Here is a 23,641-nt window from a genome sequence, read left to right on the forward strand (position 1 = left end):
TTCCCGACACCACGTTGGTATCTTACCGACAGGCTGTCAGCAAGACGGTCTCGTGTCCCGCCGCCGGGGCTACCGGCGGCCGCGGTGAGGAGAGTTCTCCATGTTCCTGGCACTGCGCGAACTGTGGTACGCGCGAGTAAGATTCGGACTGATGGGCGGCGTGGTAGCGCTCATCTCGATATTGACCGTGATGTTGTCGGGGCTGTCCTCGGGACTGGTCGACGACGGCGTCTCCGGTCTGCGGGCACTGCCGGTCGACGCGTTTGCCTTCGCGCACGGCACCAAGACCGATTCGGCGTTCACCCGTAGCACGGTCGACACCGCCCAGGTCACCACGTGGCGTTCCCGGCCCGGCGTCGCCGACGCCGCCCCCTTCGGCAACACCCTGGTCAATGCGAGGACCGGGGCCGGAGTGGCGGTCGATTTCGCGCTGTTCGGCGTCGAGCCGGGCTCGTTCCTGGCTCCCGACCCCGCTCGCGGCTCCGGGCTGGACCGGCCGGACGGAATCGTCGTGAGCGCGACGGCGGTCGACAAGGGCGCGCACCTCGGTGACACCGTGGTGATCGACCGGCTCGGGACCAGGCTGACCATCGTCGGCGTGACCGCCGCCAAGCAGACCTTCGGCCATGTCGATGTCGCCTATGTGCCGCTGCGTACCTGGCAGCAGATCCACGCCGGGGCGAAACCGGGTGAATCGGTCCGCGACCAGACCTATCGCGAGGCGAGCGCGGTCGCCCTGCGCGCGGCGCCCGGCGCCACCATCGATCTGGCCGCCGGTGACGCGGCCGCGGACACCACCGCCATGACCCGCACCGCGTCCTACGACGCCTCACCCGGCTTCTCGGCGGAGATGGCGACCATGTCGCTGATCAAGGTGTTCCTGTACGCGATCTCCGCTCTGGTGGTAGGCGCGTTCTTCCTGGTGTGGACCATCCAGCGCGCCGGTGAACTGGCCGTCCTGCGCGCGATCGGCGCTCCCACCCGCTATCTGCTGCTCGACGGCCTCACCCAGGCGATAGTGGTGCTCGTCGGGGCGACCGCGGCCGGAGTGCTGATCGCCGTGGGCGGCAGCAGATTCATCCACGGCATGCCGTTCACACTCGATCCCGCCGCGATCGCGACCGGCGCCGGACTGCTCGTGATCCTGGGCGTACTGGGTGCGGCCGCGGCGATCGTGCGCGTCACCCGGATCGATCCCCTCACCGCACTGGGAGCCAACCGATGAGCCCGTTCACCCGCACATCCCCTGTCACACACTCGTATTCGTCCGACTCACCGACAGCGGGGCTGACCCTCGACGACGTATGCCTGACCCTGGGCGACGGCTCGAGTACGGTCACGGCGCTCGACCACGTCGAATTGTCCGTCGTCCCCGGAGAATTCGTCGCGATCATCGGACCGTCGGGATCCGGCAAATCCAGCCTGCTCGCCGCGGCGGGCGGACTCACCTCCCCCGATTCCGGAAGGGTGGGCATCGGTGGCACCGACCTCGGCACCCTCGGCACGCGCGCTCGCACCCGATTCCGGTTGCGCCACATCGGATTCGTATTCCAGTCGGGTAATCTGCTGCCCGCGCTGACGGCGGTCGATCAGCTGCGACTGGTCGCCCGCCTCACCGGGAGTCGCCGCGATCCGCTGGAACTGCTCCACGCGGTCGGGATGGGTGAGAAGGCCCAGCGGCGACCGGACCGGCTCTCCGGCGGGGAACGCCAGCGCGTCGGCATCGCCCGCGCTCTCATCGGCTCCCCACAGGTGTTGCTCGTGGACGAACCGACCGCCGCGCTGGACCGGGCCCGCAGCGCCGAGGTCGTGGAACTGCTCGCCCGCGAAACCCGCGCCGCGGCGGTGGCCACGGTCATGGTCACCCACGACCACGACATCCTCGACCGCTGCGACCGCGTCCTCCACATGGTCGACGGCCGCCTCACCGCGAACCGGCAGGTCACCGCCTGATCACGCGGACCGGCCGCCCGACGGCACCCGGCGAGTGAAACACTGTGTCCGAGACGCCCGCGATACGAGGAGGACGCATGCCGAAGATCCAGGCGGCGACCGTGGCCGAGCACCGGCAGGCGCAACGACGTGCCCTCCTCGACGCCACCCGGGCCCTGCTCGCCGAGAATCCGGGTGTCGCACCGACTCTGGGTGAGGTGGCCACTCGCGCCGGACTGTCACGGCCGAGCGTGTACCAGTACTTCGGCTCCCGGGATGCCCTGCTCGACGCGGTCCTGGCCGACGCGTTGCCGCGGTGGAGCGCGCGCATCGCCGACCGGATGGCCGCGGCCGACGATCCCGGCGGCCGGGTACTGGCCTACGCGCACGCCAATCTGGAACTCGTCGCCGAGGGTGAACACGCTGTGGTGCAGGGACTTTCGACCCTCGTCGCCGCCGACACCCTCGCGGCGCAGGGCCGCGCCATTCACGCCGAGCTGCGGACCCCGCTGATCGCGGCACTGGCCGAATTCGGGGCGCCCGATCCGGAGACCACCGCGGAGCTGATCAACGCCGTCGTGCACTCGGCATCGCGCATGATCGAAAACGACGCGCCACTCGCGGATGTCGCCGCCCGCGTCACGGAACTGCTCGGCCCCTATCTGGGCCGTTCCCGCCCCCGCCGGGGCTGAACCTCACCCGCGGCGTGTGACGATCGGGGCGCCGCGGTCTTCTACCTTGTGCGCATGGGTACCGTTCTCGGCGAATTGCTGCCACTGGCGGTCGGTGTGGCGATCTCGCCCATCCCGATCGTCGCGGCCATCCTGATGCTGCTGTCGGCGCGGGCCGCGGGGACCAGCACCGGCTTCGGATCGGGCTGGGTACTGGGCATCCTCGTGGTCACGGTGGTCGTGGTGCTGCTGTCGGGGTCCATCGACGGCGAGGCCGGCGCCTCCCACTCCCCCGCGGTCGCCTGGGTCAAGATCGTGCTGGGTGTGCTGCTGATCCTGTTGGCGGTCGGGCAGTGGCGCCACCGGGCCGATACCGCGGTCCCAGGGTGGATGCAGGCCATCGACCGGATGACCTTCGTCAAGGCCACCGGGCTGGGCATCGTGCTCTCGGCGGTGAATCCCAAGAATCTGCTGCTGTGTGTCTCGGCGGGATTGACGATCGGCACCGGCGGGCTGTCCGGCGGAGAGACGGCCGTCGCGGTCGTGGTGTTCACGATCCTCGCGGCCTGCACCGTCCTGGTCCCGGTGATCGGCTACGCGGTCGCCGCGGATCGGATGCGCGGCGGGCTGGACACCTCGAAGACGTGGCTGCAGGCCAACAATCACGTGGTGATGGCGGTGCTCCTGCTCGTCATGGGCGCGGTCGTGATCGGAAAGGGCGTCGGCGGCCTGTAGGGCTACCGGAATCGATGCTGAGGAGTCGGCGTGGGTGACCTGCTCGTACTGCTGATCCCGGAGATCATCGGGTTGATCATCACCCCCGGGGCGATCGTCGGGTGTGTGCTGCTGCTGCAGTCCAGCCGCCCGACCGCGAATTCCTGCGCCTTCGGCGGCGCGTTTCTGCTGGTCTATACCCAGATCGCGATCGCGGCGCTGCTGGGTGGTGCCGGGGATCCGCAATCGACCAGTAAGGACACCTCGCATTGGGCGGGCCTCGCGGTCGGACTGCTGTTCCTGGCCTGCGGAGTGTGGATCGCGATACGCAAGCCCAGGTCACGCCACGCGGCGCCGCGCTGGGTCGGCGAACTCGAGAACGTCGGTCCCCGAGGGGCTTTCATCATGGGACTGGGGCTCGCGGTGATCAATCCCAATCTGTTCATCATGATGTCCGGGATGAGCCTGATCTCGAGCTCGGGCGTCTCGGTGAGCATGGCCATCCTCGCGACCGTCGTGCTGCTGATCTCCGCGATCCTGGACTTCGTGATCCCGATCGGCATCTTCCTGCTGCTCGGCGAGCGCGCCCGCACCGGTCTCGATGCCGCGAAGACGTGGATGATCGGGCATACCCGGGTGCTGTCGCTGGGGGTGATGTTCGGCTTCGGCGCGTTGTTCACCATTCGCGGCATCGTGAACCTGGCGTGAGGTCAGCCGCTCACCGCTGCGAGGGCAGGATTCCGATCCGGGGCCGGCACGCTGGTCATCGCGCGATATCGGCGACCACCCGGAAGCCCAGATTCCCGGTCGAGGAGACCGGTTCACTGCCTTGGCGGGCCGACACCCGGTAGCGGCGGCAGTAGGACAGGTGGCACAGATACGACCCGCCGCGCATCACCCGGTCCCTGCCCAGATCGGGTCCGGCCGGATTGCGCTCCGGGCTGTGGCGGTAATAGTCCGGCGAGAAGAAGTCGGCACACCACTCCCACACGTTGCCGGTGGTGTTGTAGAGACCGAAATCGTTGGGCGCGTACGCGTTCACCGGCATGGTGCCCAGGTGCGCACCGGGCGCGGTCCGGGGAAAGTCGCCGGTGAACACGTTCATTCGCCGCTGCCCGCCGGGTTCGAAGTCCGCACCCCACGGAAAGGGGCCGGTGGATCCGGCGCGGGCGGCGTACTCCCATTCGGCCTCGGTGGGCAGGCGGGTGCCCGACCACGCGCAGTAGGCGCGCGCGTCCGCCCAGGACACGTGCACCACGGGATGGTCGGACAGTGCGGCGACATCGGAGGCGGGGCCGAACGGATGGGCCCAGTCGGCACCCTCGACCTGCCGCCACCACGGCGCGTTCGCGACCGCCCGGGTCGGCGGCATATCGTCGGGCAGCAGTCCGGCGAAGACGAACGACCAGCCGTATTCCTCGGCGTCGGTGCGATATCCGGTAGCGGCGACGAACGCGGCGAATTCGGTATTGGTGACCGCGACGGGTCCGATCGCGAAGGCGTCCACCGTGACCGGATGGCACGGGCCCTCACCGTCACCGGGATATGCCCAGCGGCTCTCGTCGCCCATGGTGAACGTGCCACCGGGAAGGCGTATCAGCGATCCGGTCACCGTGGCGGCCGCCGGCCCCGGCTCGGAAATCCTGTCGTGAAAAGATTCTTTTTCCGATACGGCGTTGCGGTCGGCGGTAGGGGCGCATTGGCAGGTCTGTTTCCCGGATTCGGTGCGGTGCTGCATGATGTCCTCTCCCGCTCGTCGCCGCCGCGGCGGTCGCCGAAAACTTGTTCGCCATCCCGAGCCGCGCGAGCAGGCTCGCAGTAACCACGCATACGCTGTCCCGACCGTACATCGAGCTGTGGGAACGGGTGCGCAATCCGGAAAAGCACTCCGACCGGCCCGGAACGATCCGTGGAAATCACCCGAGGCGGATGAGGACCACACCGTGTCCCATGCTGCGATCACAGGCGGCGAGCACTGCGTGACGCAGACCGGTCTCCGACAGCGGTTCCGGCTATGAGGCATCGGCGGTTCACGGGCGTCATCGATCTCGATATCCGGGATCAGGTCCCCGGGTGGGACGCGTTCCTGGGCGGGAAGCCCCTGGGCGCACCGAACTCGCTGGTCGTGCGGTCCGACGAGATCGGCTGTGCGGCGTGGTCTCCGTACGGCGGGCGCATCGAGATGCCCTCCATGGACCGACTGGCCGAGAGGGGCCGACCTACCGTATGCGCCATCCCGCGGCGCTGTGCTCACCCACCCGTTCCACCTTTCCGACGGGCGCAATCATCATCTCAACGGTTTCGCCTCGATATCCGAGACCGCGGCCGGATTCCCGGGTTACGGTTTCCCGCCCCGCCCCGCGGAGGCCTCGATTGCCGAGATATTGCGCAAGGCTGGTTGGGGAACCTATTGGGCGGGAGAGAATCCCACCATCCCGGTCGATGAATGGACCGCCCGATTATCGCGGGACAGGCGGCCGCCGGGACAGGGATTCGATCGCTTCTACGGTTTCGTCGGCGATGAGACCGATCAGCGGTATCCGGATCGGCCGAGGACAACCATTTCATTTCATCGAACAGCCGTATCAGCTAACTCGGCATCGAAAAGCACTACGAGGTGGCGCGGTCTCGCGACAGACGAGACTCATCGCGAACAGACGACGGTGCCCCGGGCCGACCCCGGGGCACCGTGGACAGCCGATATCAAGCCAGGGTGCGCAGCCAGCCGTGGGTGTCGGCGAAGGTGCCGCGCTGAATTCCGGTGAGGGTGTCGCGCAGGGCCATGGTGACCTCGCCCGGCTCGCCACCACCGATCTCGAATTCCCCCTCGGCCGACTGCACCCAGCCCACGGGCGTGATGACCGCCGCGGTGCCGCAGGCGAAAACCTCGGTGATCTCACCGGATTCGGCGCCCTTACGCCATTCTTCGACCGACACCTTGCGCTCGGAGACCGGATATCCGGAGTCCGCCGCCAGGGTCAGCAGGCTGTCGCGGGTGATACCCGGCAGCAGCGATCCGGACAGTTCCGGGGTGACCAGGCGGGCCTCCGATCCGGAGCCGTAGACGAAGAACAGGTTGTTGGTGCCCATCTCCTCGACATATTTGCGCTCACACGCGTCCAGCCACACCACCTGGTCGCACCCCTGCTCGGTGGCCTGCTGCTGCGCCAGCAACGACGAGGCGTAGTTACCGGCGACCTTGGCCTCACCGGTACCGCCGGGCGCGGCGCGCACGTATTCGGTCGACAGCCACACCCGCACCGGCTTCACCCCACGCGGAAAGTACGCTCCCGCAGGCGAGCCCAGCAGCAGATACTTGTAGGCCGCCGCCGGCTTCACGCCGAGACCGGCCTCGGTGGCGAACATGAACGGCCGCAGGTACAGCGACTCCTCACCCCCGGCCGCGGGCACCCAGTCCGCGTCCACCTCGAGCAGCTGTCGAACCGATTCGACGAACAGTTCCTCCGGCAGCTCGGCCATCGCGAGCCGGCGAGCCGAGCGCTGGAACCGCGCCGCGTTGGCATCGATGCGGAAGGTGGCGATACTGCCGTCGGCCTGCCGGTATGCCTTGAGTCCCTCGAAGATGGCCTGACCGTAGTGGAACACCATCGTGGCCGGATCCATGCTCAGTGGCCCGTAGGGCTCGACCCGCGCGTTGGTCCACTGCCCGTCGACGTAATCGATCGACACCATGTGGTCGGTGAAGTACCGGCCGAAGCCGGGGGCCGTCAGAATCTCCGTGCGCCGATCCGCCGATATCGGGGCGGGATGCGGGGTACGGGTGAACTGTGCGGCGACTGTCATGATCTCGATAGTAGATCCGTGCTCGCGGGCCGCGATGCCCGGACCTGCGTCGTGGCCTCGATCGGAGGTCCGCCGCGGCCTGCAACAGCCGGTCCGGCCGCGATGCTCGAGCGGTTCGATCAGGCTCCGGGCCGACGGCGCGGCGTCGAACGCCAGGGCGTCCAGCGCCCGGCCCGGGACGCCACGCCGCCGTACTGCGAGGCTGCCCCTGCGTCGGGGTCGGCCCCGGGGGACCGATCCATCGGCCCGGGGCGCGGGGCCGCTCAGGAGGTGTGCGGGGTGACGAAGGGCGGGCGCACGACCTCGGCGCGCAGCCGGCGACCGCGCACATCGACCTCGACCTCGTCACCCGGCTCCAGTCCGGTGTCGGTGTTCAGCAACGCCAGCGCGATTCCCACCTTGAGACTCGGCGAGAAGGTTCCCGACGTGGTCTCGCCGACGGCCTGCTCACCCCGCAATACCGTCTGCCCCTGTCGCAGCACGCCTCGGTCGAGTGCCTTCAGCCCCAGCAGGATTCGCCGCGGACCCTCCGACTTCTCCCGTACCAGTGCCTGTTTGCCCCAGAAGTCGGGCTTCTTCCAGCCGACCGCCCAGCCCGCGCGGGCCTGCACCGGCGAGATCTCCGGTGACAGTTCGTGTCCGTGCAGCGGATAACCCATTTCGGTGCGCAGGGTGTCACGGGCGCCCAGTCCGGCGGGCTGTCCCCCGGCGGCCCGCACCTCGCCCAGCAGGGCGCGGAACACCGCTTCGGCGTCGTCCCAGCGCGGCAGCAGTTCGTAACCGTGTTCACCGGTGTATCCGGTCCGGCATACGCGCACCGCACGGCCCTCCCATTCGGCGTCGGCGAACGCCATGTACTCCATATCGGTCGGGAGTCCGAGTGCGGCAAGGACTTCGGCCGATTTCGGCCCCTGCACCGCGAGGACGGCGTAGTCGCGATGCTGATCGGTGATCGTGATCCCCGCCGGCGCCGCTGCGCGCAGCTCGGCCACCACGCTCGCGGTGTTGGCCGCGTTCGGCACCAGGAAGACCTCGTCGTCGGCGACGTAGTAGGCGATCAGATCGTCGATCACCCCGCCCTGCTCGGTGCAGCACAGCGTGTATTGGGCCTTGCCGGGACCGACACGTCCGAGATCGTTGGTCAGTGCCGAGTTGACGAATTCGGCGGCCCCGGCCCCGCGCACGGTCGCCTTACCGAGATGGCTGACATCGAAGACGCCGACGGCGGTCCGCACCGCGGTGTGCTCGGCGACGGTGCCGCCGTACTGCACCGGCATCTCCCAGCCCCCGAACGGGGCGAAGGTCGCGCCCAGCTCGGCATGGACGGCGTGGATGGGGCCCTGCTGCAGCGTCTCGGTCACCCGGCGAGCTTATCGAGCCCGATCGCCGTGTAGTTCGCCCCGCCCGCGCCGTGTCGGCTGGAGCGACGCTCGCCCCGCGGCGGGATATTCCGGATCGGCCCGGGCCGGTGCGGGCTCGCCTATCCGTGTCGCAGCAGGTCGGGCTCCACCTCCTCCGACGCCGCGAGCAGTTCGTCGCCGTGCTCGTCGATCCAGTCCCCCAGCGCTCGCATCGGCCCCTCGACCAGGCTGAGCCCGAGCGGAGTCAGGGCGTAGTCGACCCGGGGCGGCGCCTGCGCGTAGCGACGGCGTTCGATCAGGCCGTGACCGTGCAGCCTGCGCAACGATTCGGTGAGCGCCTTATCGCTGACTCCGCCGATCTCGGCTCGCAGTTCGGCCCGCCGCCGCGGCCCGCCGAGCAGGGCGACCAGGACGACCGGATCCCAGGTGTGCGCGAAAAGATCCGTCGCCGCGCGTAATCGGCAGTCGGCGACCAGTTCGCCGGCGTGCTCGTCGTAGCCGCTCATCTGTCGATCATCGCGCGTCCGTCACGCACCGTTCGGTGCGTATCGGATTTTCTACCGTTGCCCGGAATCGAATCGAAGGAGTCAATGATGCGAATCGCGATCCTGGGTACCGGCACGCTGGCGGCCGCACTGGGCGGCGGCTGGGCCCGCGGCGGACACGACCTGGTCGTAGCGGGCAGATCGGCGGACAAGGCTGCCGCGCTGGCCACCCGGCTGGGGTCCCGCGCACGGGCGGCAGCGCCGCGCGAGGCCGTGACCGGCGCGGACGCGATCCTGCTCGCGGTGACCCATACCGGCGTCGCGGACATACTGGCGGCCGCCGGCGCGGGTTCGGGCGCCGTGACCGGCACGCCGCTGATCGATGCGACCAATGCCGTGGATCACGGCACCGGGGTCCTGCGGCTGCCTCCGGGCGGCTCGCACGCCGAGCGGGTCGCCGCGCTGGCGCCCGGCGCACACGTGGTCAAGGCCTTTCACCTGTTCCCGAGCGAACAGTGGACCGCGCCCGCGACCACACCGGTGACGGTGACTCTGTGCGGCGACGATCCCACCGCCGTGCGGATCACCGAACGGCTCGTACGCGATCTCGGTGCCGACGCCGCGGTCCTCGGGGATCTGACGCGGGCACGCCAGCTCGAGGAGGCGGCGGGTTTCGTGATCTCGCTCGCGTTCACCGGAATCGACCCGCGCTCGGCGGTACCGTCGATGCCCGCCGTGGTCCCGGCCGGCTGACCCGGCAGGTCACAGCCGGCGAGACGAACCTCGCCGCATGCCGGTGCGGACTGTGAGAACGGCGAAATCATCCCTCTACACAAGGCAACTCGGGAGCTACACAGGACTAACGGTTGCGCAATGTGACGTTGGTTCCATTTTTGTCATGCGTATCTCGTCGTTGTTTTCGAAGTCGTCCTCGTCTCCCTCGTCCGAGCCCTCGCCCGAGCCCTCGCCCGAGCCCTCGTCCGAGCCCGAGCCCGAGCCCGAGCCGGCGGCCGCGTCCATCTACGAGCAGATCGGTGGTCACGAAGCTCTCGAAACCGTGGTCGAGGATTTCTACGTGCGGGTCCTGGCCGACGACGACCTCGCCGGTTTCTTCTCCGGCACCAACATGTCCAGATTGAAGGGGAAGCAGGTCGAGTTCTTCGCCGCCGCCCTCGGCGGCCCCGAACCGTATTCGGGCGCCCCGATGAAGCAGGTGCATCAGGGCCGCGGTATCACCATGCACCATTTCGACCTCGTCGCGGGACATCTGACCGATTCCCTGAAGGGCGCGGGCGTTCCGGAGGCGACGGTCGGCGAGATCATCGGCGCGATCGCGCCGCTGGCGCCCGAGATCGCCTCCGACACACCGGTTTCCTGAATCCGCCACGATCCCGAGAACGTATGCGTGCCCGGCCGGCTTCCCCGGCCGGGCACTGCTCGGATCTCCCATCCTCCGGATCGGCCGGTGCACGGCCACGCGACGCCGCCGCCACGAGCTCGGCCGATTCCCTCACACCGCGCGGCCGAGGTATCACTCGCTCTTGCGCCGTCCGTATCGCAACCGCTGCGGCCAGGTCACCTGCTCCGGCAACATCCAGCCCCGCCACCGGGCCAGCAGGCACAGCCCGCCGCCGACCGCCGTCGCCGCGATCGATCCCGCCGTCACGTGACCCGAATACCAGATGATCACCAGCGTCGCACTGGCCAGCAGCGCACACGTGGCATACAGGGTGTTACCCCCGAAGATCGTCGGCACCCGCCCGACGGACAGATCCCGCACGACGCCGCCGCCGACCGCCGTCGCCGTTCCCAGCAGCACGGCCGGCAGCCAGCCCAGCCCGACCTCGAGGGTCTTCTGCGCACCGACCGCCGCCCAGCATCCCAGCGCGAGCGAATCCACCCAGGGGAACAGCCGATCCCACAACCTGCCCTCGAATCGGAAGGCGAAGGCGATCAATGCCCCGACCAGCGCGGTGAGCAGATAGGTGTAGTCGACCAGCGCCACCGGCGTCCCGCGCTGCAGCAGGGTGTCGCGAATGATTCCGCCCCCCAGTCCGGAGGCCGTGGCGAGCACCGCGAATCCGATCGGATCGAATCGGTAGGTCCGCGCCACCGCGCCGCCGAGCATGGCGTTGGCGAACACTCCGGTCAGATCCAGGGCGCGCAACAACTCGGGAACGGTATCCGACACTCCCGCCACGACATCGTTCCTTCCGCGTCGACCTCGCCCGCTATCGGCACGCTACCCGGCGCCCGGCGGATCGCCCGGCAACCAGCCGTGGGAACCTGCGTCCCGTGAATCCTTTTCGCGGCCCGCATCTCTTATAGATGTGCGGGCAATCGGGCCCGCATCGTTCGAAGGAGGTCGGAATGGTTGTCGCAGTCGTCGCCGTGGTGGTCGTGGCCGGGTTGGGGTGTAGTTGCCTGATGATCCTGCGCCGGAGGCGTTCTCGTGGCTGATCGCAGACGTTCGGCCTGGCCCGAGGAGCACCTCGTGCTGGCCGCGCGCGAGGGTGACCAGGCGGCGATCGCCGCCTTGGTCTCCGGCTCCTATCCCCACATCCAGCGTTTCGCCTCCTCACTGTGCGCGACCAGCCAGGATGCCGAGGACGCGGCGCAGGAGGCCATGATCGTGCTGTTCCGCAAGATCGGAACCCTGCGCGCGGCCGGCGCGCTGGCCTCGTGGATGTTCCGCATCGTGCGCAACGAATGCCTGCGCCGGCTGCAATCGGCCGGGCGGCGCGACCCCGTCGCCGAGGGCGTCATCGCCTCCGCGGAGGACGATGTGCTGGCACGCCTGGAGATCGATCGCATCACCACCGCCATCGCCGCACTGCCCGATGATCAGCGGCGGGTCCTGATCATGCGCGATGTGCAGGGCCTGCCCGGCAGCGCCGTGGCGCGGGCGCTCGGATTGAGTACGGCGGCGATGAAATCGCGGCTACATCGCGCACGGGCCGAGGTCCGAGCACATCTCGAGATACCGGATCGAGGAAGGTGAGCATGAAAGACAGTGCCACCGCGGAGAAGTCGTTCGCGAGTAGGTCGATACCCGTACATCTGACCCGGGGGGTGATCGGTTTCGGCCTGCTGGTCGCGTCGGTCGCGTTGATTCCCGTTATCGGGCCGATCGCACTGCTCCTGCTGCCCGCGGGATTGGTCGCGCTGCGCGGTTGCCCCACCTGCTGGCTGATCGGACTGGCGCAGACCGTGTCTCGCGGGCGGATCGAACGAGAATGCGTGGATGGTCAGTGCCGGATCGCCGCTCGCCGCTGACCTTGTGTAACCACTATATTGCCCGTTCGAAAAATATTCATTTGAATGTTGTCAAACGGAATCAGCTCTCCTACCTTGATTTTTGCTGCAGATCGGATGTCGTGAGACAGCGCGGTTGACGGAGGTCCGAAACGTCGCAGCGATCGTTGCAAGGAGATCTGACGATGAACACCTCCCCGACACCGCCGACCTCCGGAGTCCCGCCGACGCGGTGGAATCGCTTCCAGCTCTGGGCCGCCAAGGACAATATCGAGGACTATTCGCTGCGCTACGCCCCGCGTACCTTCCGTCGTTGGACGCCGATGGCCTGCGGGGTCGCCGCGCTCGGCGGAATCGCCTATCTCGCCGACTATTCCATCGGCGCGTCCATCGCGGTCAGCCACGGCAGCGCCAGCGCGATCGTCGCGATCCTGGTGGCGGCGGCCACCATCTTCCTCACCGGGATCCCGATCGCGTACTACGCCGCGAAATACAACGTGGATATGGATCTGCTGACCCGCGGCGCCGGCTTCGGTTACTTCGGCTCCACGCTCACCAGTCTCATCTACGCGAGCTTCTGTTTCATCTTCTTCGCTCTCGAGGGCGCGATCATGGCACAGGCGATGAAGCTGACCTTCCACATACCCCTGCCGATCGGCTACATCCTCGGCTCTGTACTCATCATTCCCCTTGTGCTCTACGGAATGTCGGCGCTGGCGAAGTTCCAGGTGTGGACCCAGCCGCTGTGGCTGGTGCTGTTCGTGGCGCCGATCGCGATGATCCTGATCGCCGACCCGCACGGCGCCGACGGGTTCCTGTCGTGGACCGGTGACGGCGGTAGTCAGCGGGTCGGCGCGATCGCCGTGGGCGCGGGTGCGGGTGTGGCGCTGTCGCTGATCGCGCAGATCGGCGAGCAGGTCGACTATTTGCGGTTCATGCCGGAGAAGTCGGAGACGCCGCCGCTGAAATGGTGGTCGGCGGTATTGCTGGCCGGTCCCGGCTGGGTGATTCTCGGTGCGGCGAAACAGATCTCGGGCGCGTTCCTGGCCTTCTACGTGGTCGATCAGGTGGGCTTCACCCGGGCGACCGAACCGATCGAGCAGTTCCTGGGCGGTTACGGCGCGGTCCTGCACAATCACGGCGTCGCGCTGGGGGTCGCGACGGTGATGGTGCTGCTGTCGCAGGTGAAGATCAACGTCACCAACGCCTACTCCGGTTCGCTGTCGTGGTCGAACTTCTTCAGCCGGGCGCTGCACATCCATCCGGGCCGGGTGGTGTGGCTCGCGCTGCACATCGCGATCGCGCTGACGCTGATGCTGTGCAATATGTTCTCGCTGCTCAACACGATCCTCGGCTTCTACTCCAACGTCGCCATCGCCTGGATCGGTGCGATCGTCGCGGATCTGGTGATCAACAAGGCGCTGCTGAAGGTCAGCCCGCCGTATGTGGAATTCAAACGGGCGTATCTGTATCCGATCAATCCGGTGGGGTTCGTCTCGATGCTGGTGGCCTCGGCGGTCTCGATCGCCGCGTTCTTCGGCGCGTTCGGCGACTTCTGCCAGGCCTGGTCGCCGTATCTCGCGCTCGCGATCGCGATGGTGCTGGCCCCGATCATCGCGGTCGCCACGAAGGGCAAATACTATCTGGCGCGCAGGAATCCACTGCGCGAGGAGATCGAGCGCGAACCGCTGTGGGCCGGGCAGACCCTGCTCGACATCGTCGACGGCAAACGCTACGAACTTCCGGATATGGTGCACGACTGCCCCTTCCACGGCGGCACGGTGTCCTCGCTGACCTGCACGCTCACCAAGGGTTGTCATGAGCAGTGCCAGTCGGCCACACACCGGGATCCGGTGACCACATCCGCCGATCTCGGCTTGCGCCAGTCGTCACCGGCCGGGTAATTCGCAGGGCGGCACGCGCACCCGGCCACCGGCGCCGGAACGTGAGGACTCACGCCTCGGTTCCGGCGCCGTACGGTGCGGGCTTCCGCGGTCCGTGAGGCCGCTACAGCGCCCTGCCGAGCGCCGCGGTGAGCGCGACCGGCGTGATCTCCAGGCCGTCGAAGCGCCACCCCCGCTCGGTGCGGCGCGCCCGATACCGGTGCACCGCCGCCGCGATCGCCTCGGTGTTGTCGTCTGCGACCAACACGGCCAGGTCGTGCGCACGCACCCTGGCGGTGTCGCCGTCGATTTCGATGACGACATCGGACTTGTTGTGCAGTGTGCCGGCGTAGGCGTCGTGGCCCCGACGCACGAGCCCGAGGAGGCCCTCGATGCCGGAGGACTCGCCACGCGGCGATGTCACCCGCACATTCGCGGTGAACAGCCGATCGGTCTCGTCGTAGCGACGCTCATCGATCCACAGACTGTGGCGGGCAACCAGATCGGCGAGTTCGGCACGGTCGGCGAGATCGCGGATCAAGGATTCGATGCTGGTCATGACATCCCAATTCGTTGGCAGTTCTAACGTTTATGACACTAACGAATGTAGATCGTTAGTCGCGCTAACGCAAGCAGGTAGACTGGAGCTATGGAGACCTGCGACGACCTGCGCTTCGACCACGGCGCGGAGACCCCCGAACGGCTGAAGGGCCAGTTCGCACGCCTGGCCGGAATGACCGCCACGCAAGCGCAGCGGCTGTCTCGCGAAGCCCTGCGCGCGGCCCACGCGCACAAGGACCATTTCGTCGTGCTCGCCACCCTCGCCGAGCTGGGACCGGCGAGCCAGGCGACCCTGTCCGGCCGCACCCGCATCTACAAGAGCGATCTCGTCGCCGTGCTCAACGACCTCGAGGAGGGCGGCTGGGCTCGCCGCACCCCCGACCCGACCGACAAGCGCCGCAACGTCATCAGCATCACCACCGCCGGTGAGCACCGCCTGGCCGAACTCGATCACGTGCTCGACGGCGTCAACGAGCAGATCATGACCCCACTCGACCGGGACGAGCGCGCGCAGTTGCTGCACCTGCTCGGCCGCGTCAACGCGCACCTGGCCGGATCGGCAGGTGGGGCGTAACAGTCACTCCCCCGCCGAGTTCGCCCGACCCCGCGGCGTCAGGTCCGCCAGCAGGCCGAAGTCCAGGGCGTCGACCTCGGCGAGATACACCGGCTGGGTGGTGTGCGCCCCGTGCACCCGCACCTCGCCGCGCGGGCCCCGATAGCCGACCCGGGCGGCGGCGCGCGCGATGGCGCCGACCTCGAGGCTGCGGGCCTGTTCGGCCAGTGCGGCGAGCAGAAGCATTCCCTCATAACAGGATTCGCCGATATTGGACAGGGCCGGCGCGTCCGCGCCGAGCAGACGCGCGTATCTGGCGCCGAATTCGAGCGCCGGCGCCGAGGCGATGCCCTCGAGATATCCGCAGGCGGTGAACAATCCGCGGGTACCCGACGCACCGCTGGCGTACAGCACATCCTCGCCGATCATCATGCCGAGCCGGATGCGATCGGCGTCCAGACCCGCGCGGGCGTAGGCGCGGTTGAACGCCGCGCCGTCGGCGCCGACCATCAGCATCAGTACCGCGTCGGCCGCGGAATCTCGAATGGCCTCGAGGACGGGACGAAAGTTCCGGCCGCCGAGCGGCACGAATACCGAGCCGACGATCTCTATACCGAGCACGGACGCGAATTCCGTTGTCCGACGGGCCGTCTCGCGCGGCCAGATGTAGTCGTTGCCGACGATGCACCAGCGCCGGCGGCCGTACTCGGCGCGCAGCCACCGCAATGCCGGGAACAACTGCCGCTCGGGAGTCTCACCGACCATGTAGACCCCGGCCGAATCCTCGCCGCCCTCGTAGAACGTCGTGTAGATGTAGGGAACACGTCCAGCCGTGTACGGGGTGATCGCGCGCCGGGCGTCGGACAGATGCCAGCCGACCACCGCGTCGACCGCGCCGGTACTCACCAATCGGCGCACCCGCGCGGCCAATACCGGCGGCGGAGCGCCGGCGTCGACCGCGTGCAGCCGCACCGGCCGGTCCAGAATGCCGCCCGCGGCATCGAGATCGGCGACGGCGAGCGCGGCACACGCCTCACACGAGGGACCGAACATGCCCGCCGGGCCGCTCAGCGGCACCACCAGGGCGATATCCACCGTCGGGCGGAGCGCACCCGGCGATCGTCCGTCCGGCATCGGAATCACCACCGTATATTTTCATCTGAAAATTACCCATACGGCGCTGTATACTCGTCCGCGATGGACGGTAGCAGCACAGGGGACGCACTGGAGGAATTCGCGCGCCTGTTACGACGCGCGTCACAGGAACTCGACGAGGCCATCACGGCGCGGCTCGGTGAGCAGACCGTCGCCCGCTGGCACGTCCTGTCGGCGTTGCCCGGCGGCACCGGGTTGTCGATGTCGGAGCTCGGCGAGCTCACTCCGCTGGCCGGCGCCAGCCTCACCCGGCTGATCGATGCGATGGTGTCGGACAACCTGGTGCTGCGCAGAGTCGATCCGCTCGACCGCCGCCGGGTACTCGTATCCCGCACGCGCCGCGGCACTCTCGCGTATCAGAAGATGCAGCGCGGCCTCGACGGCAGCGACCTGGACACGATTGCCCGGGACCGCGCGCGGCTGACCGTCGAACTGATGGCACTGCTCGAGTCCCTGCGCGCCGGGCGCCCCGACGCGGTGATCGGGGCGGCCCCGCACGCGGGCTGATCGGCCCGCACGCCGCGCACCATCACCGCGCCGCGTGCGGCACTCCGGGCCCTGGATCCACGGTCACCGGCCCGGCCGCCGTCGGAGTGACCGGAAAGTCGAAGATCGCGGTCGGAATGTACACCGTCGCACAGGCATTCGGGATGTCGACCACACCGGAGAATCGGCCCTCGATGGGTGCCGCGCCCAGGATGAGATAGGCCTGTTCGCGGCTGTAGCCGAACGCGCTGAGATAGTCGATGGCGTGCAGGCACGCACGCTGGAACGCCAATTGTGAATCCAGATATCGTTGTTCGCCGTCGAGGGTCACCGAGGTGCCGGAGAAGGCCAGGTATTCCGAATAGACCGGTCCCTCGTTGCCGGGCAGGAAGATCGCGTTCTCCGTGACGCCGTAGCGGCTCATCCCGTCCTTGATCAGGTCCACGCGCAGATCGATGAATCCGCCCATCTCGATCGCGCCGCAGAAGGTGATCTCGCCGTCACCCTGAGAAAAGTGCAGATCCCCCACCGACAGATTCGCACCCTCGACGAATACCGGATAGAACACCCGGCTGCCCCGGGTGAAGTTCTTGATGTCCTGGTTGCCCCCGTTCTCCCGGGGTGGTGCGGTGCGGGCCGCCTCGGCGGCGACCCGGTCGAACTCCGCACCGGTCAGCGACCCCAGCACGGCGTCGCGCGGTTCCGGCGGCAGCGCCAGCGGCGGCACCCGATCGGGGGCGGTGGCGATCAGCGCGGCCTCGCGGGCATTCCACGTCGACAGCAGCGCCGCCGAGGGCGCGGTGCCCATCAGTCCGGGGTGCTGAATGCCGGTGAAACTCACCCCCGGGATGTGCCGAGAGGTGGCGGTGTGACCGCTGAAATCCCAGATCGCCTTGTAGGCGTCGGGGAACTGCTCGGTGAGGAAGCCGCCGCCGTTGTCGGTGGCGAAGATACCGGTGTACCCCCAGCCCTGCCCGGCCAGCGGTCCGGTGTCCTCCTGCGGAATGGGACCGATATCGAGGATATCGACGATCAGCAGATCACCGGGGCGGGCTCCTTCGACCGCGAACGGACCGGACAGGCAGTGCACGGTGCTCAGCGGGGCGTTGAGGATATCGGTGGCGGAATCGTCGTTGACGATCGCGCCGTCGAACCATTCGCGGACGTGGACGCGGAATTCGGCGCCCGGTTTCACGGTGGCCACCGGCGGGATGTCGGGATGCCACCGGTTGTGACCGGTCAACCGCTGCTCGGTGAAGGTCTTGGCGGAGTCGAGGGGAAAGATCAGTTCGGGCACGGCGGTTCTCCTTCGATCAGGGGCGGGGCAGGCCGCGATGACGGGGATCGGTGGTCGTCACCGGGCGAGCCCGGCCCGGCGGAACTGCACCGACGACGGCCGGTTCGGTAGCGGTGCGCGTCGTCGCGTCGAGGGCTCGCACCGCCGCCGAGCGCCGTACGAGCGCGCCGCCGGGCCGGCGCGCGGCCGATCGCGCACACTGCGGGCACGGTGCGGTCGCGGGCACCTCGGCCATGCGATAGGACCGGTCGAACGCCCCGCATTCGCGACAACCGAATCGGTAGAGCGGCATGGACGCACCTCCTATTGCTTTCAGATGAAATATTTTCTGTGGAGGAATCTACGGCCCGGGGTGTTACCGGATCATTGGTCGCGGGTGAACTTTTCGTTTCGATCGCCGCCCCCGCGCGGGAGCGCGCCGACACACACTCCCACCCATGACCGGTCCCGCCGGATTGACAGCTGTCGGTACGGGTTTCAAGATCGACCGGGTTCGGTAGAAGAATTCGGGGGCGTAAAAGCTGTTGCGTCCCTTCGCGACATCTTTCGAGTCTGGGTTCTGATGAATGGTTGAGGTAGTGACGGCGCGGCCGGAAGTCTCCAGTCAGCGGCAGGAGAGCTTGCGGCGACGACGTGGGCAATCATGGTGGGGGGCGTTGGCCGCGGTATCCGGCGGCGTGCTGTTACTGGTGTGGCGGGCGGTGCAGTACGGCAACTGGCTGGTCGACGACGCGGGTATCACCTTCGCCTACGCACGCAGTGTCGCCGCGGGCGCCGGGCCGGTGCTGCAGCCCGGGGCGCAACCGGTCGAGGGGTTCTCCGATCCCACCTGGCTCGCGGTCCTGGTGGTGGGCAAATGGCTCCGCCTGTTCGACACCGGCAGCCTGTTCGGCATCCCGGACTTCGTGTTCTATCCCAAGGCGATCGCGGCGCTCTGCTGCGCCGGCATCCTGACCGCCTGCTATCTCGCCGCACGGCGGGTGACGCGCCGGCCGGCGGTGGTGACCTTCGTGACAGGCGCTGTGCTGGCCGCGATTCCGTCCTTCGTGATCTGGTGCTTCTCCGGCCTGGAGAACTCGCTGTTCGCATTGGCGGCGTGCGCGCTCGCCGTCCACCTGTTTCTGGCGGTCCTGGACGAGCGGCTGTGGACGCCGTCGGTGGCCGCGACAGCGGGCGCGATAGCGGCGTTCGCGGCGTTGACCCGGCCCGACGGCCTGATCTACCTCGCCGCGTATCCGCTGGTTTCGCTGACCCTGGTGCGGCGCGACACCCTGCTCACCGCGCTTCGTCACGTGCTGTATTCCGTTGCCGCGTTCGCGATTCCGTTCGGGGCGTATCTGCTGTGGCGAATCAGCGAGTTCGGCCGGTTCGTCGCGAATACGGCGGTCGCCAAGAACCAGGCGATGCCGACGGTGCACGACCTGACCAGGGCAGGTGACCTGGTGCAGTACGCGGGCGCGCCCGCCGTGGTCGCGGCCGTCGGTGTGGTCGGCTTCGCCCTGGCGGGTCCGGGCAGACACCGCCACGGCTTGGTGGCCCTGCTGGTTCCGCTGACGCTGGCGATCATCGGCTATTGCGTGCTGCAACCGGATTGGATGGCACAGTTCCGCTTCGCCACTCCGGTGTGGGCGCTCGCCGCGTTCGTCGTCGTGATCTCGGCGACGGAGACTCTGACCCGGCTGCGCACGCGCGGTCGGGCGCTGGTCGCACTCACCTTGGTCGCCGCGCTGATCCCGTCCGGTGTCGCGTTGGCCGACAGCGCCGAGTCCTATCGCGCCGATTCCGATATTCCGCTGTGCTGGATAGCCTTTCGCTTCGGGCGCTACTTCAACGGCTATGCCGATATCCTCGACCTGCGGCAGGGCACATTGCTGGCACCCGATATGGGCGGCAGCGCGCTGACATCGCGGCTACGGCTCATCGATATGGCCGGTCTCGCCGACGCGCAGATCGCGGACATCTACGCGGGCAAGGCCGATATCAACCTCGCCGACTACGTATTCGAGGATCTGAAACCCACCTTCGTACACACCCACGGGGTCTGGATGCGGAACGGACTCACCGTCGATCCACGAATGGCACGCGACTACTACCGGATTCAGCAATCCCAGAACCTGGCCAGCCCCGACGAGGACTGGGTCCGCAAGGACGCGGTGCGCGGCGAAGGACAACTGCGGCAGCTGCGCGGGTACTCGGGTGAGGTCCTGCCGCATCTGCTGTCCGACTACCAGCGGACCGGCGAGTGCGGAACGGTGCTGCGACCGGGCCAGACCGTCGACCGCCAACCCGGCGACAGCGGATCCTCCTGACCTCGACGAGCCGGGCAGCCCGCCGACGGGCCTGACCCCGGACAGCCCGGATGCGGGTGTGTCGGCGGGCGCGGCGAACATGAACTCCGCGTCGCGCCGCCGCCCGGCGCCCGGCTGCCGGCGACGGCGTTTCGGGTGTGTGACCGAGCCGTAAAACCGAGCGCACCGACCTTGACACCACCACGGGCGCTTCGTAGCTTCGAGCGAAACAGTTCAGTTCGGAAGCATCCGCGGCGCGTCTCACGCCTGCCGAAACCGCTTGCGGTGCACCATCATGCGTGCAACCTCAGCGGTGTTTTCTCGAGGAGTTCCCATGCGCCACGGCGATATCTCATCCAGCCCCGATACCGTCGGCGTAGCCGTCGTCAATTACAAGATGCCCCGCTTGCACACCCGCGCCGAAGTCCTCGACAACGCGAAGGCCATCGCCGAGATGGTGGTCGGGATGAAATCGGGATTGCCCGGTATGGATCTGGTGGTGTTTCCCGAATACTCCACCCAGGGCATCATGTACGACGAGCGGGAGATGTACGAGACCGCCGCGACCGTCCCCGGCGACGAAACCGCCGTCTTCTCCGATGCCTGCCGCCGCGCCGGGGTGTGGGGCGTTTTCTCCATCACCGGCGAACGTCATGAGGACCATCCGAACAAGCCGCCCTACAACACTCTCGTCCTGATCGACGACAACGGCGATATCGTGCAGAAATACCGCAAGATCCTGCCGTGGGTGCCGATCGAGGGCTGGTATCCCGGCGACACCACCCACGTCACCGTCGGTCCCAAGGGGATGAAGATCTCGCTCATCGTCTGCGACGACGGTAACTATCCCGAGATCTGGCGCGACTGCGCGATGAAAGGCGCCGAACTGATCGTGCGCTGTCAGGGCTATATGTATCCCGCCAAGGAGCAGCAGGTGCTCATGGCCAAGGCGATGGCGTGGGCCAACAACTGCTACGTCGCCGTCGCCAATGCCGCCGGATTCGACGGTGTCTATTCCTATTTCGGCCACTCCGCCCTCATCGGTTTCGACGGCCGGACCCTCGGTGAGACCGGCGAAGAGGAATACGGCATCCAATACGCCCAGTTGTCGGTGTCCGCGATCCGCGACGCCCGCGCCCACGATCAGTCCCAGAATCACCTGTTCAAACTGCTGCATCGCGGATACACCGGTGTGCACGCGGCCGGTGACGGTGATCGCGGAATCGCGGAGTGCCCGTTCGAGTTCTACCGGGAATGGGTGACGGATCCAGCCAAGACGCAACATCGGGTGGAGTCCTTCACCCGCGACAGCGTCGGCGTGGCGGACTGCCCGGTGGGATCGCTGCCGACGGGGCAGCGGGAATAGCGCCTCACCGGGCGGCGGCCGCGGGGCGCCGGGGCGGCGGCCACCACTCGGTGCTACATATCGTTACGGTTATCTCGTGACCGGCACGTGGACCGCGCTCAACCCGACGAGCGGCGCCTCCCTGCTGGCCAGTTTCGGCGCCCTGGCCGTACTGGCCGGGACCTTCGCCGAATCCGGCCTGCTGGTGGTCGGCTTCTTCCTGCCGGGTGACACCCTGATTTTTCCGGCGGGCATCCTGTGCGCCGCCGGAACCCGGCACGGAACACAGCTCGTGCTGTGGCAGGTGCTGCTGTGCGCGGCCGTGGGTTCGATCGTCGGCGCCCAGGCCGGCTACCTGTTCGGCAAGCACGGCGGACAGGCCGTCCTCAACCGCACCTCCCATTCCCGGCTGCATACGGTCGTGGCGCGCGGGGAACGCTGGCTCGACCGGTACGGTCCGCGGCGGGCGATCGTGATCGGCCGATTCGTGCCGATGGTCCGGACGGTCATCAGCCCGGTCGCCGGGGTGCTCGGGGTGCCGACACGCACGTTCACGCTGTGGCAGATCGTGGGCGGGTTGGTGTGGTCGCAAAGTCTGGTGCTGCTGGGCTACTGGCTCGGCGCGTCGGTACCCGATGTGGACAAGTATCTGCTGCCCGCGGTCGCGGTGATCGTCGTGCTCTCGATGCTGCCGCTCCTGCCCCAGTTGTGGCGCCGGCCACCGCCTGATCCGGCCTCACCTCACTCCGGATAGGCGAAGGCCGGAACCCCGTGCGGCATGGCACGGGCGAGAATCACCGGCTCACCGCGGCCGATCCGGACCGTCAGCCGGAACCCGTTGCGGTCGTCGGAGCTGTTCTGGGGTTCGAAAGCGACACAGGCGAATCCGGTGTCGCGACGTGCGGCGGCGGCCAGCCGGTCCAGCTCGGCGGTGACCGCCCGCCATTCGTCGTCACCGACGTACTGGCGCATCACCGAATGCCAGACAACGGTCAGTGTGCCGGGCACCAGCTCGATATCGGCCAGGAAATCCCGAGCGCCGGTCACGGCGACATCGACGGGAATCTTCTCCGCGAGCCGCAGCGCGCCGTCGAGCCGGGCCGCACGTGCGCGCTGATCCGGCCAGACATAGGACCGCAGCGCCAGCGAATCACGCGGCGACAGCGGATCCAGCGGCGCCGGATCGCAACCGCGGCGTTCGACGACGGCGATATGCGGATGACGTCGCACGGCCCCGGCGAGCCACTGCGGCACCGGTCCGCGCCAGGCATCGCTGACAGTGACCGGGGAGCCCTCCGGTCCCCAGCCGATATCGCCACTGTCCCAACGGAAATGATCGGCGCGCAGATTGAGCCCGCCGCTGGCGCCCAGCTCGAGCAACCGCACCGGCAACGGATTCGCGTCCACCGCCGCGAGCAGTCCGGCCAGCAACGGGACGGCTCTGCCGACCTCGTTGGTCTGCGGCGGGCGGGTGAGCCACTCACGAATCCACCTGGGCCGATCGATCACCGCCTGCCGGAACGGAAGCCACGCATCGGCGTGGTCGTGCGGGCACGGTGCGGCGCCGGCGCTCGGATAGAAGGGCGCGAGATCGGTTGCGGCACCCGACAACACCAGCGCGTGCACACCGGCCAGCAGTCGCAGCGGCAAGGCGGAGGCGAACGGCATGTCCTCGTAGCCCGCCAATACCGTGGCGCACGGTCCGCGATCGTCGATATCTCGCGCGATGTCGCGCAGCAGCGAGCCGTACAACGGTGAGCCGAGCTTGTCACAGGCCTTCGCCTGCAGGTCGAATTGCTGTGCGAGGTGCATGGGTGCACTCTGCGCCCCTCTCCCCCGACAATCAATATT

The 23,641-nt window shown here is 68.1% G+C and carries 25 protein-coding genes; 15 read left to right on the forward strand and 10 right to left on the reverse strand.

From position 1 onward, the window contains the following. The first annotated feature begins 100 nt into the window (after positions 1-100). The 5 genes from LKD76_RS21245 (at position 101) to LKD76_RS21265 (ending at position 4,025) form a co-directional block, all read left to right on the forward strand. A complete protein-coding gene (locus LKD76_RS21245) occupies positions 101-1,225 on the forward strand; it encodes an ABC transporter permease (protein WP_227983079.1) in 1,125 nt (374 codons plus the stop codon). Beyond that, positions 1,222-1,953, forward strand: coding sequence for an ABC transporter ATP-binding protein (locus LKD76_RS21250; protein WP_227983081.1), 732 nt, complete (start codon positions 1,222-1,224; stop codon positions 1,951-1,953). The genes LKD76_RS21245 and LKD76_RS21250 overlap by 4 nt, the downstream gene beginning before the upstream one ends. A gap of 77 nt (positions 1,954-2,030) precedes the next feature. Beyond that, positions 2,031-2,624: a TetR/AcrR family transcriptional regulator gene (locus tag LKD76_RS21255; RefSeq protein WP_227983083.1), complete on the forward strand. Its 594-nt coding sequence runs from the start codon at positions 2,031-2,033 to the stop codon at positions 2,622-2,624. Positions 2,625-2,678: 54 nt separating this feature from the next. Beyond that, a complete protein-coding gene (locus LKD76_RS21260) occupies positions 2,679-3,338 on the forward strand; it encodes a GAP family protein (RefSeq protein WP_227983085.1) in 660 nt (219 codons plus the stop codon). Positions 3,339-3,368: 30 nt separating this feature from the next. Beyond that, positions 3,369-4,025, forward strand: a complete 657-nt coding sequence (locus tag LKD76_RS21265; RefSeq protein ID WP_227983087.1) for a GAP family protein — start codon at positions 3,369-3,371, stop codon at positions 4,023-4,025. A gap of 55 nt (positions 4,026-4,080) precedes the next feature. Here the strand turns inward: LKD76_RS21265 and LKD76_RS21270 are convergent, their stop codons facing one another. From LKD76_RS21270 to LKD76_RS21290, 4 genes are all read right to left on the reverse strand, one after another. Then, positions 4,081-5,055: a formylglycine-generating enzyme family protein gene (locus LKD76_RS21270; protein ID WP_227983088.1), complete on the reverse strand. Its 975-nt coding sequence runs from the start codon at positions 5,053-5,055 to the stop codon at positions 4,081-4,083. A gap of 965 nt (positions 5,056-6,020) precedes the next feature. Next, positions 6,021-7,121 (reverse strand): branched-chain amino acid aminotransferase, encoded by a 1,101-nt coding sequence (locus LKD76_RS21280; protein ID WP_227983092.1) that lies wholly within the window; start codon positions 7,119-7,121, stop codon positions 6,021-6,023. A gap of 263 nt (positions 7,122-7,384) precedes the next feature. After that, complete coding sequence (gcvT, locus tag LKD76_RS21285; protein ID WP_227983094.1) at positions 7,385-8,482, reverse strand: glycine cleavage system aminomethyltransferase GcvT; 1,098 nt, start codon at positions 8,480-8,482, stop codon at positions 7,385-7,387. A gap of 119 nt (positions 8,483-8,601) precedes the next feature. Then, positions 8,602-8,988, reverse strand: coding sequence for a winged helix-turn-helix transcriptional regulator (locus tag LKD76_RS21290; protein WP_227983095.1), 387 nt, complete (start codon positions 8,986-8,988; stop codon positions 8,602-8,604). A gap of 87 nt (positions 8,989-9,075) precedes the next feature. Between LKD76_RS21290 and LKD76_RS21295 the strand changes: the two genes are divergently transcribed. Both LKD76_RS21295 and LKD76_RS21300 read left to right on the forward strand, forming a co-directional pair. After that, positions 9,076-9,720, forward strand: a complete 645-nt coding sequence (locus tag LKD76_RS21295; protein ID WP_227983097.1) for an NADPH-dependent F420 reductase — start codon at positions 9,076-9,078, stop codon at positions 9,718-9,720. Positions 9,721-9,985: 265 nt separating this feature from the next. Next, entirely contained in the window at positions 9,986-10,345 is a 360-nt protein-coding gene (locus LKD76_RS21300; protein ID WP_227985353.1) for a group I truncated hemoglobin, read from the forward strand. A 153-nt stretch (positions 10,346-10,498) separates the two neighbouring features. Here LKD76_RS21300 and LKD76_RS21305 read toward each other — a convergent pair whose 3' ends face one another. Continuing rightward, positions 10,499-11,167 (reverse strand): trimeric intracellular cation channel family protein, encoded by a 669-nt coding sequence (locus tag LKD76_RS21305; protein WP_227983099.1) that lies wholly within the window; start codon positions 11,165-11,167, stop codon positions 10,499-10,501. 252 nt (positions 11,168-11,419) lie between these two features. Between LKD76_RS21305 and LKD76_RS21310 the strand changes: the two genes are divergently transcribed. The 3 genes from LKD76_RS21310 (at position 11,420) to LKD76_RS21320 (ending at position 14,126) form a co-directional block, all read left to right on the forward strand. After that, positions 11,420-11,968, forward strand: coding sequence for an RNA polymerase sigma factor (locus LKD76_RS21310; protein ID WP_227983101.1), 549 nt, complete (start codon positions 11,420-11,422; stop codon positions 11,966-11,968). A gap of 2 nt (positions 11,969-11,970) precedes the next feature. Beyond that, positions 11,971-12,243 (forward strand): hypothetical protein, encoded by a 273-nt coding sequence (locus LKD76_RS21315; protein ID WP_227983103.1) that lies wholly within the window; start codon positions 11,971-11,973, stop codon positions 12,241-12,243. 164 nt (positions 12,244-12,407) lie between these two features. Continuing rightward, positions 12,408-14,126: a purine-cytosine permease family protein gene (locus tag LKD76_RS21320; RefSeq protein WP_227983104.1), complete on the forward strand. Its 1,719-nt coding sequence runs from the start codon at positions 12,408-12,410 to the stop codon at positions 14,124-14,126. 103 nt (positions 14,127-14,229) lie between these two features. Here LKD76_RS21320 and LKD76_RS21325 read toward each other — a convergent pair whose 3' ends face one another. Next, positions 14,230-14,664, reverse strand: a complete 435-nt coding sequence (locus LKD76_RS21325) for a nuclear transport factor 2 family protein (RefSeq protein WP_227983106.1) — start codon at positions 14,662-14,664, stop codon at positions 14,230-14,232. A gap of 90 nt (positions 14,665-14,754) precedes the next feature. Between LKD76_RS21325 and LKD76_RS21330 the strand changes: the two genes are divergently transcribed. Continuing rightward, the gene (locus LKD76_RS21330) at positions 14,755-15,240 is read left to right on the forward strand and encodes a MarR family winged helix-turn-helix transcriptional regulator (protein WP_227983108.1); all 486 of its coding nucleotides are present in this window, start codon (positions 14,755-14,757) and stop codon (positions 15,238-15,240) included. A gap of 3 nt (positions 15,241-15,243) precedes the next feature. Here LKD76_RS21330 and LKD76_RS21335 read toward each other — a convergent pair whose 3' ends face one another. After that, positions 15,244-16,353 carry a substrate-binding domain-containing protein gene (locus tag LKD76_RS21335; RefSeq protein ID WP_227983110.1) on the reverse strand — a complete coding sequence of 370 codons (1,110 nt, stop codon included), beginning with the start codon at positions 16,351-16,353 and terminating at the stop codon, positions 15,244-15,246. Between the two features lie 63 nt (positions 16,354-16,416). Here LKD76_RS21335 and LKD76_RS21340 point away from each other — a divergent pair, with 63 nt between their 5' ends. Further along, positions 16,417-16,881, forward strand: coding sequence for a MarR family winged helix-turn-helix transcriptional regulator (locus LKD76_RS21340; protein ID WP_227983111.1), 465 nt, complete (start codon positions 16,417-16,419; stop codon positions 16,879-16,881). Between the two features lie 22 nt (positions 16,882-16,903). On the opposite strand, the gene fmdA is transcribed toward LKD76_RS21340, so the two are convergent. Together fmdA and LKD76_RS21350 are read right to left on the reverse strand one after the other, a co-directional pair. Continuing rightward, positions 16,904-18,157, reverse strand: a complete 1,254-nt coding sequence (gene fmdA, locus LKD76_RS21345) for a formamidase (protein WP_227983113.1) — start codon at positions 18,155-18,157, stop codon at positions 16,904-16,906. Positions 18,158-18,173: 16 nt separating this feature from the next. Next, complete coding sequence (locus LKD76_RS21350; protein WP_227983115.1) at positions 18,174-18,449, reverse strand: FmdB family zinc ribbon protein; 276 nt, start codon at positions 18,447-18,449, stop codon at positions 18,174-18,176. Between the two features lie 364 nt (positions 18,450-18,813). Between LKD76_RS21350 and LKD76_RS21355 the strand changes: the two genes are divergently transcribed. The 3 genes from LKD76_RS21355 to LKD76_RS21365 all read left to right on the forward strand — a co-directional run bounded on the left by LKD76_RS21355 (position 18,814) and on the right by LKD76_RS21365 (position 22,544). Continuing rightward, on the forward strand, positions 18,814-20,466 hold the full coding sequence (locus LKD76_RS21355; RefSeq protein WP_227983117.1) for a hypothetical protein: 1,653 nt from the start codon (positions 18,814-18,816) through the stop codon (positions 20,464-20,466). 313 nt (positions 20,467-20,779) lie between these two features. Beyond that, the gene (locus LKD76_RS21360) at positions 20,780-21,811 is read left to right on the forward strand and encodes an aliphatic amidase (protein WP_227983118.1); all 1,032 of its coding nucleotides are present in this window, start codon (positions 20,780-20,782) and stop codon (positions 21,809-21,811) included. Positions 21,812-21,887: 76 nt separating this feature from the next. After that, positions 21,888-22,544: a DedA family protein gene (locus LKD76_RS21365; RefSeq protein ID WP_227983119.1), complete on the forward strand. Its 657-nt coding sequence runs from the start codon at positions 21,888-21,890 to the stop codon at positions 22,542-22,544. Here LKD76_RS21365 and LKD76_RS21370 read toward each other — a convergent pair. Then, positions 22,532-23,602: a DUF2332 domain-containing protein gene (locus LKD76_RS21370; RefSeq protein ID WP_227983120.1), complete on the reverse strand. Its 1,071-nt coding sequence runs from the start codon at positions 23,600-23,602 to the stop codon at positions 22,532-22,534. The genes LKD76_RS21365 and LKD76_RS21370 overlap by 13 nt on opposite strands. Positions 23,603-23,641: the final 39 nt, after the last annotated feature.

Origin of the sequence: Nocardia spumae, assembly GCF_020733635.1 — a bacterium.
GTDB lineage: Bacteria > Actinomycetota > Actinomycetes > Mycobacteriales > Mycobacteriaceae > Nocardia > Nocardia spumae.

Excerpts from the sequence above, each read along its gene's own strand:
- LKD76_RS21245 (WP_227983079.1), top strand. The coding sequence starts at position 101 with ATGTTCCTGGCACTGCGCGAACTGTGGTACGCGCGAGTAAGATTCGGA.
- LKD76_RS21250 (WP_227983081.1), top strand. The coding sequence starts at position 1,222 with ATGAGCCCGTTCACCCGCACATCCCCTGTCACACACTCGTATTCGTCC.
- LKD76_RS21255 (WP_227983083.1), top strand. The coding sequence starts at position 2,031 with ATGCCGAAGATCCAGGCGGCGACCGTGGCCGAGCACCGGCAGGCGCAA.
- LKD76_RS21260 (WP_227983085.1), top strand. The coding sequence starts at position 2,679 with ATGGGTACCGTTCTCGGCGAATTGCTGCCACTGGCGGTCGGTGTGGCG.
- LKD76_RS21270 (WP_227983088.1), bottom strand. The coding sequence starts at position 5,055 with ATGCAGCACCGCACCGAATCCGGGAAACAGACCTGCCAATGCGCCCCT.
- LKD76_RS21280 (WP_227983092.1), bottom strand. The coding sequence starts at position 7,121 with ATGACAGTCGCCGCACAGTTCACCCGTACCCCGCATCCCGCCCCGATA.
- LKD76_RS21290 (WP_227983095.1), bottom strand. The coding sequence starts at position 8,988 with ATGAGCGGCTACGACGAGCACGCCGGCGAACTGGTCGCCGACTGCCGA.
- LKD76_RS21295 (WP_227983097.1), top strand. The coding sequence starts at position 9,076 with ATGCGAATCGCGATCCTGGGTACCGGCACGCTGGCGGCCGCACTGGGC.
- LKD76_RS21315 (WP_227983103.1), top strand. The coding sequence starts at position 11,971 with ATGAAAGACAGTGCCACCGCGGAGAAGTCGTTCGCGAGTAGGTCGATA.
- LKD76_RS21320 (WP_227983104.1), top strand. The coding sequence starts at position 12,408 with ATGAACACCTCCCCGACACCGCCGACCTCCGGAGTCCCGCCGACGCGG.
- LKD76_RS21325 (WP_227983106.1), bottom strand. The coding sequence starts at position 14,664 with ATGACCAGCATCGAATCCTTGATCCGCGATCTCGCCGACCGTGCCGAA.
- LKD76_RS21330 (WP_227983108.1), top strand. The coding sequence starts at position 14,755 with ATGGAGACCTGCGACGACCTGCGCTTCGACCACGGCGCGGAGACCCCC.
- LKD76_RS21335 (WP_227983110.1), bottom strand. The coding sequence starts at position 16,353 with ATGCCGGACGGACGATCGCCGGGTGCGCTCCGCCCGACGGTGGATATC.
- LKD76_RS21340 (WP_227983111.1), top strand. The coding sequence starts at position 16,417 with ATGGACGGTAGCAGCACAGGGGACGCACTGGAGGAATTCGCGCGCCTG.
- LKD76_RS21350 (WP_227983115.1), bottom strand. The coding sequence starts at position 18,449 with ATGCCGCTCTACCGATTCGGTTGTCGCGAATGCGGGGCGTTCGACCGG.
- LKD76_RS21360 (WP_227983118.1), top strand. The coding sequence starts at position 20,780 with ATGCGCCACGGCGATATCTCATCCAGCCCCGATACCGTCGGCGTAGCC.
- LKD76_RS21370 (WP_227983120.1), bottom strand. The coding sequence starts at position 23,602 with ATGCACCTCGCACAGCAATTCGACCTGCAGGCGAAGGCCTGTGACAAG.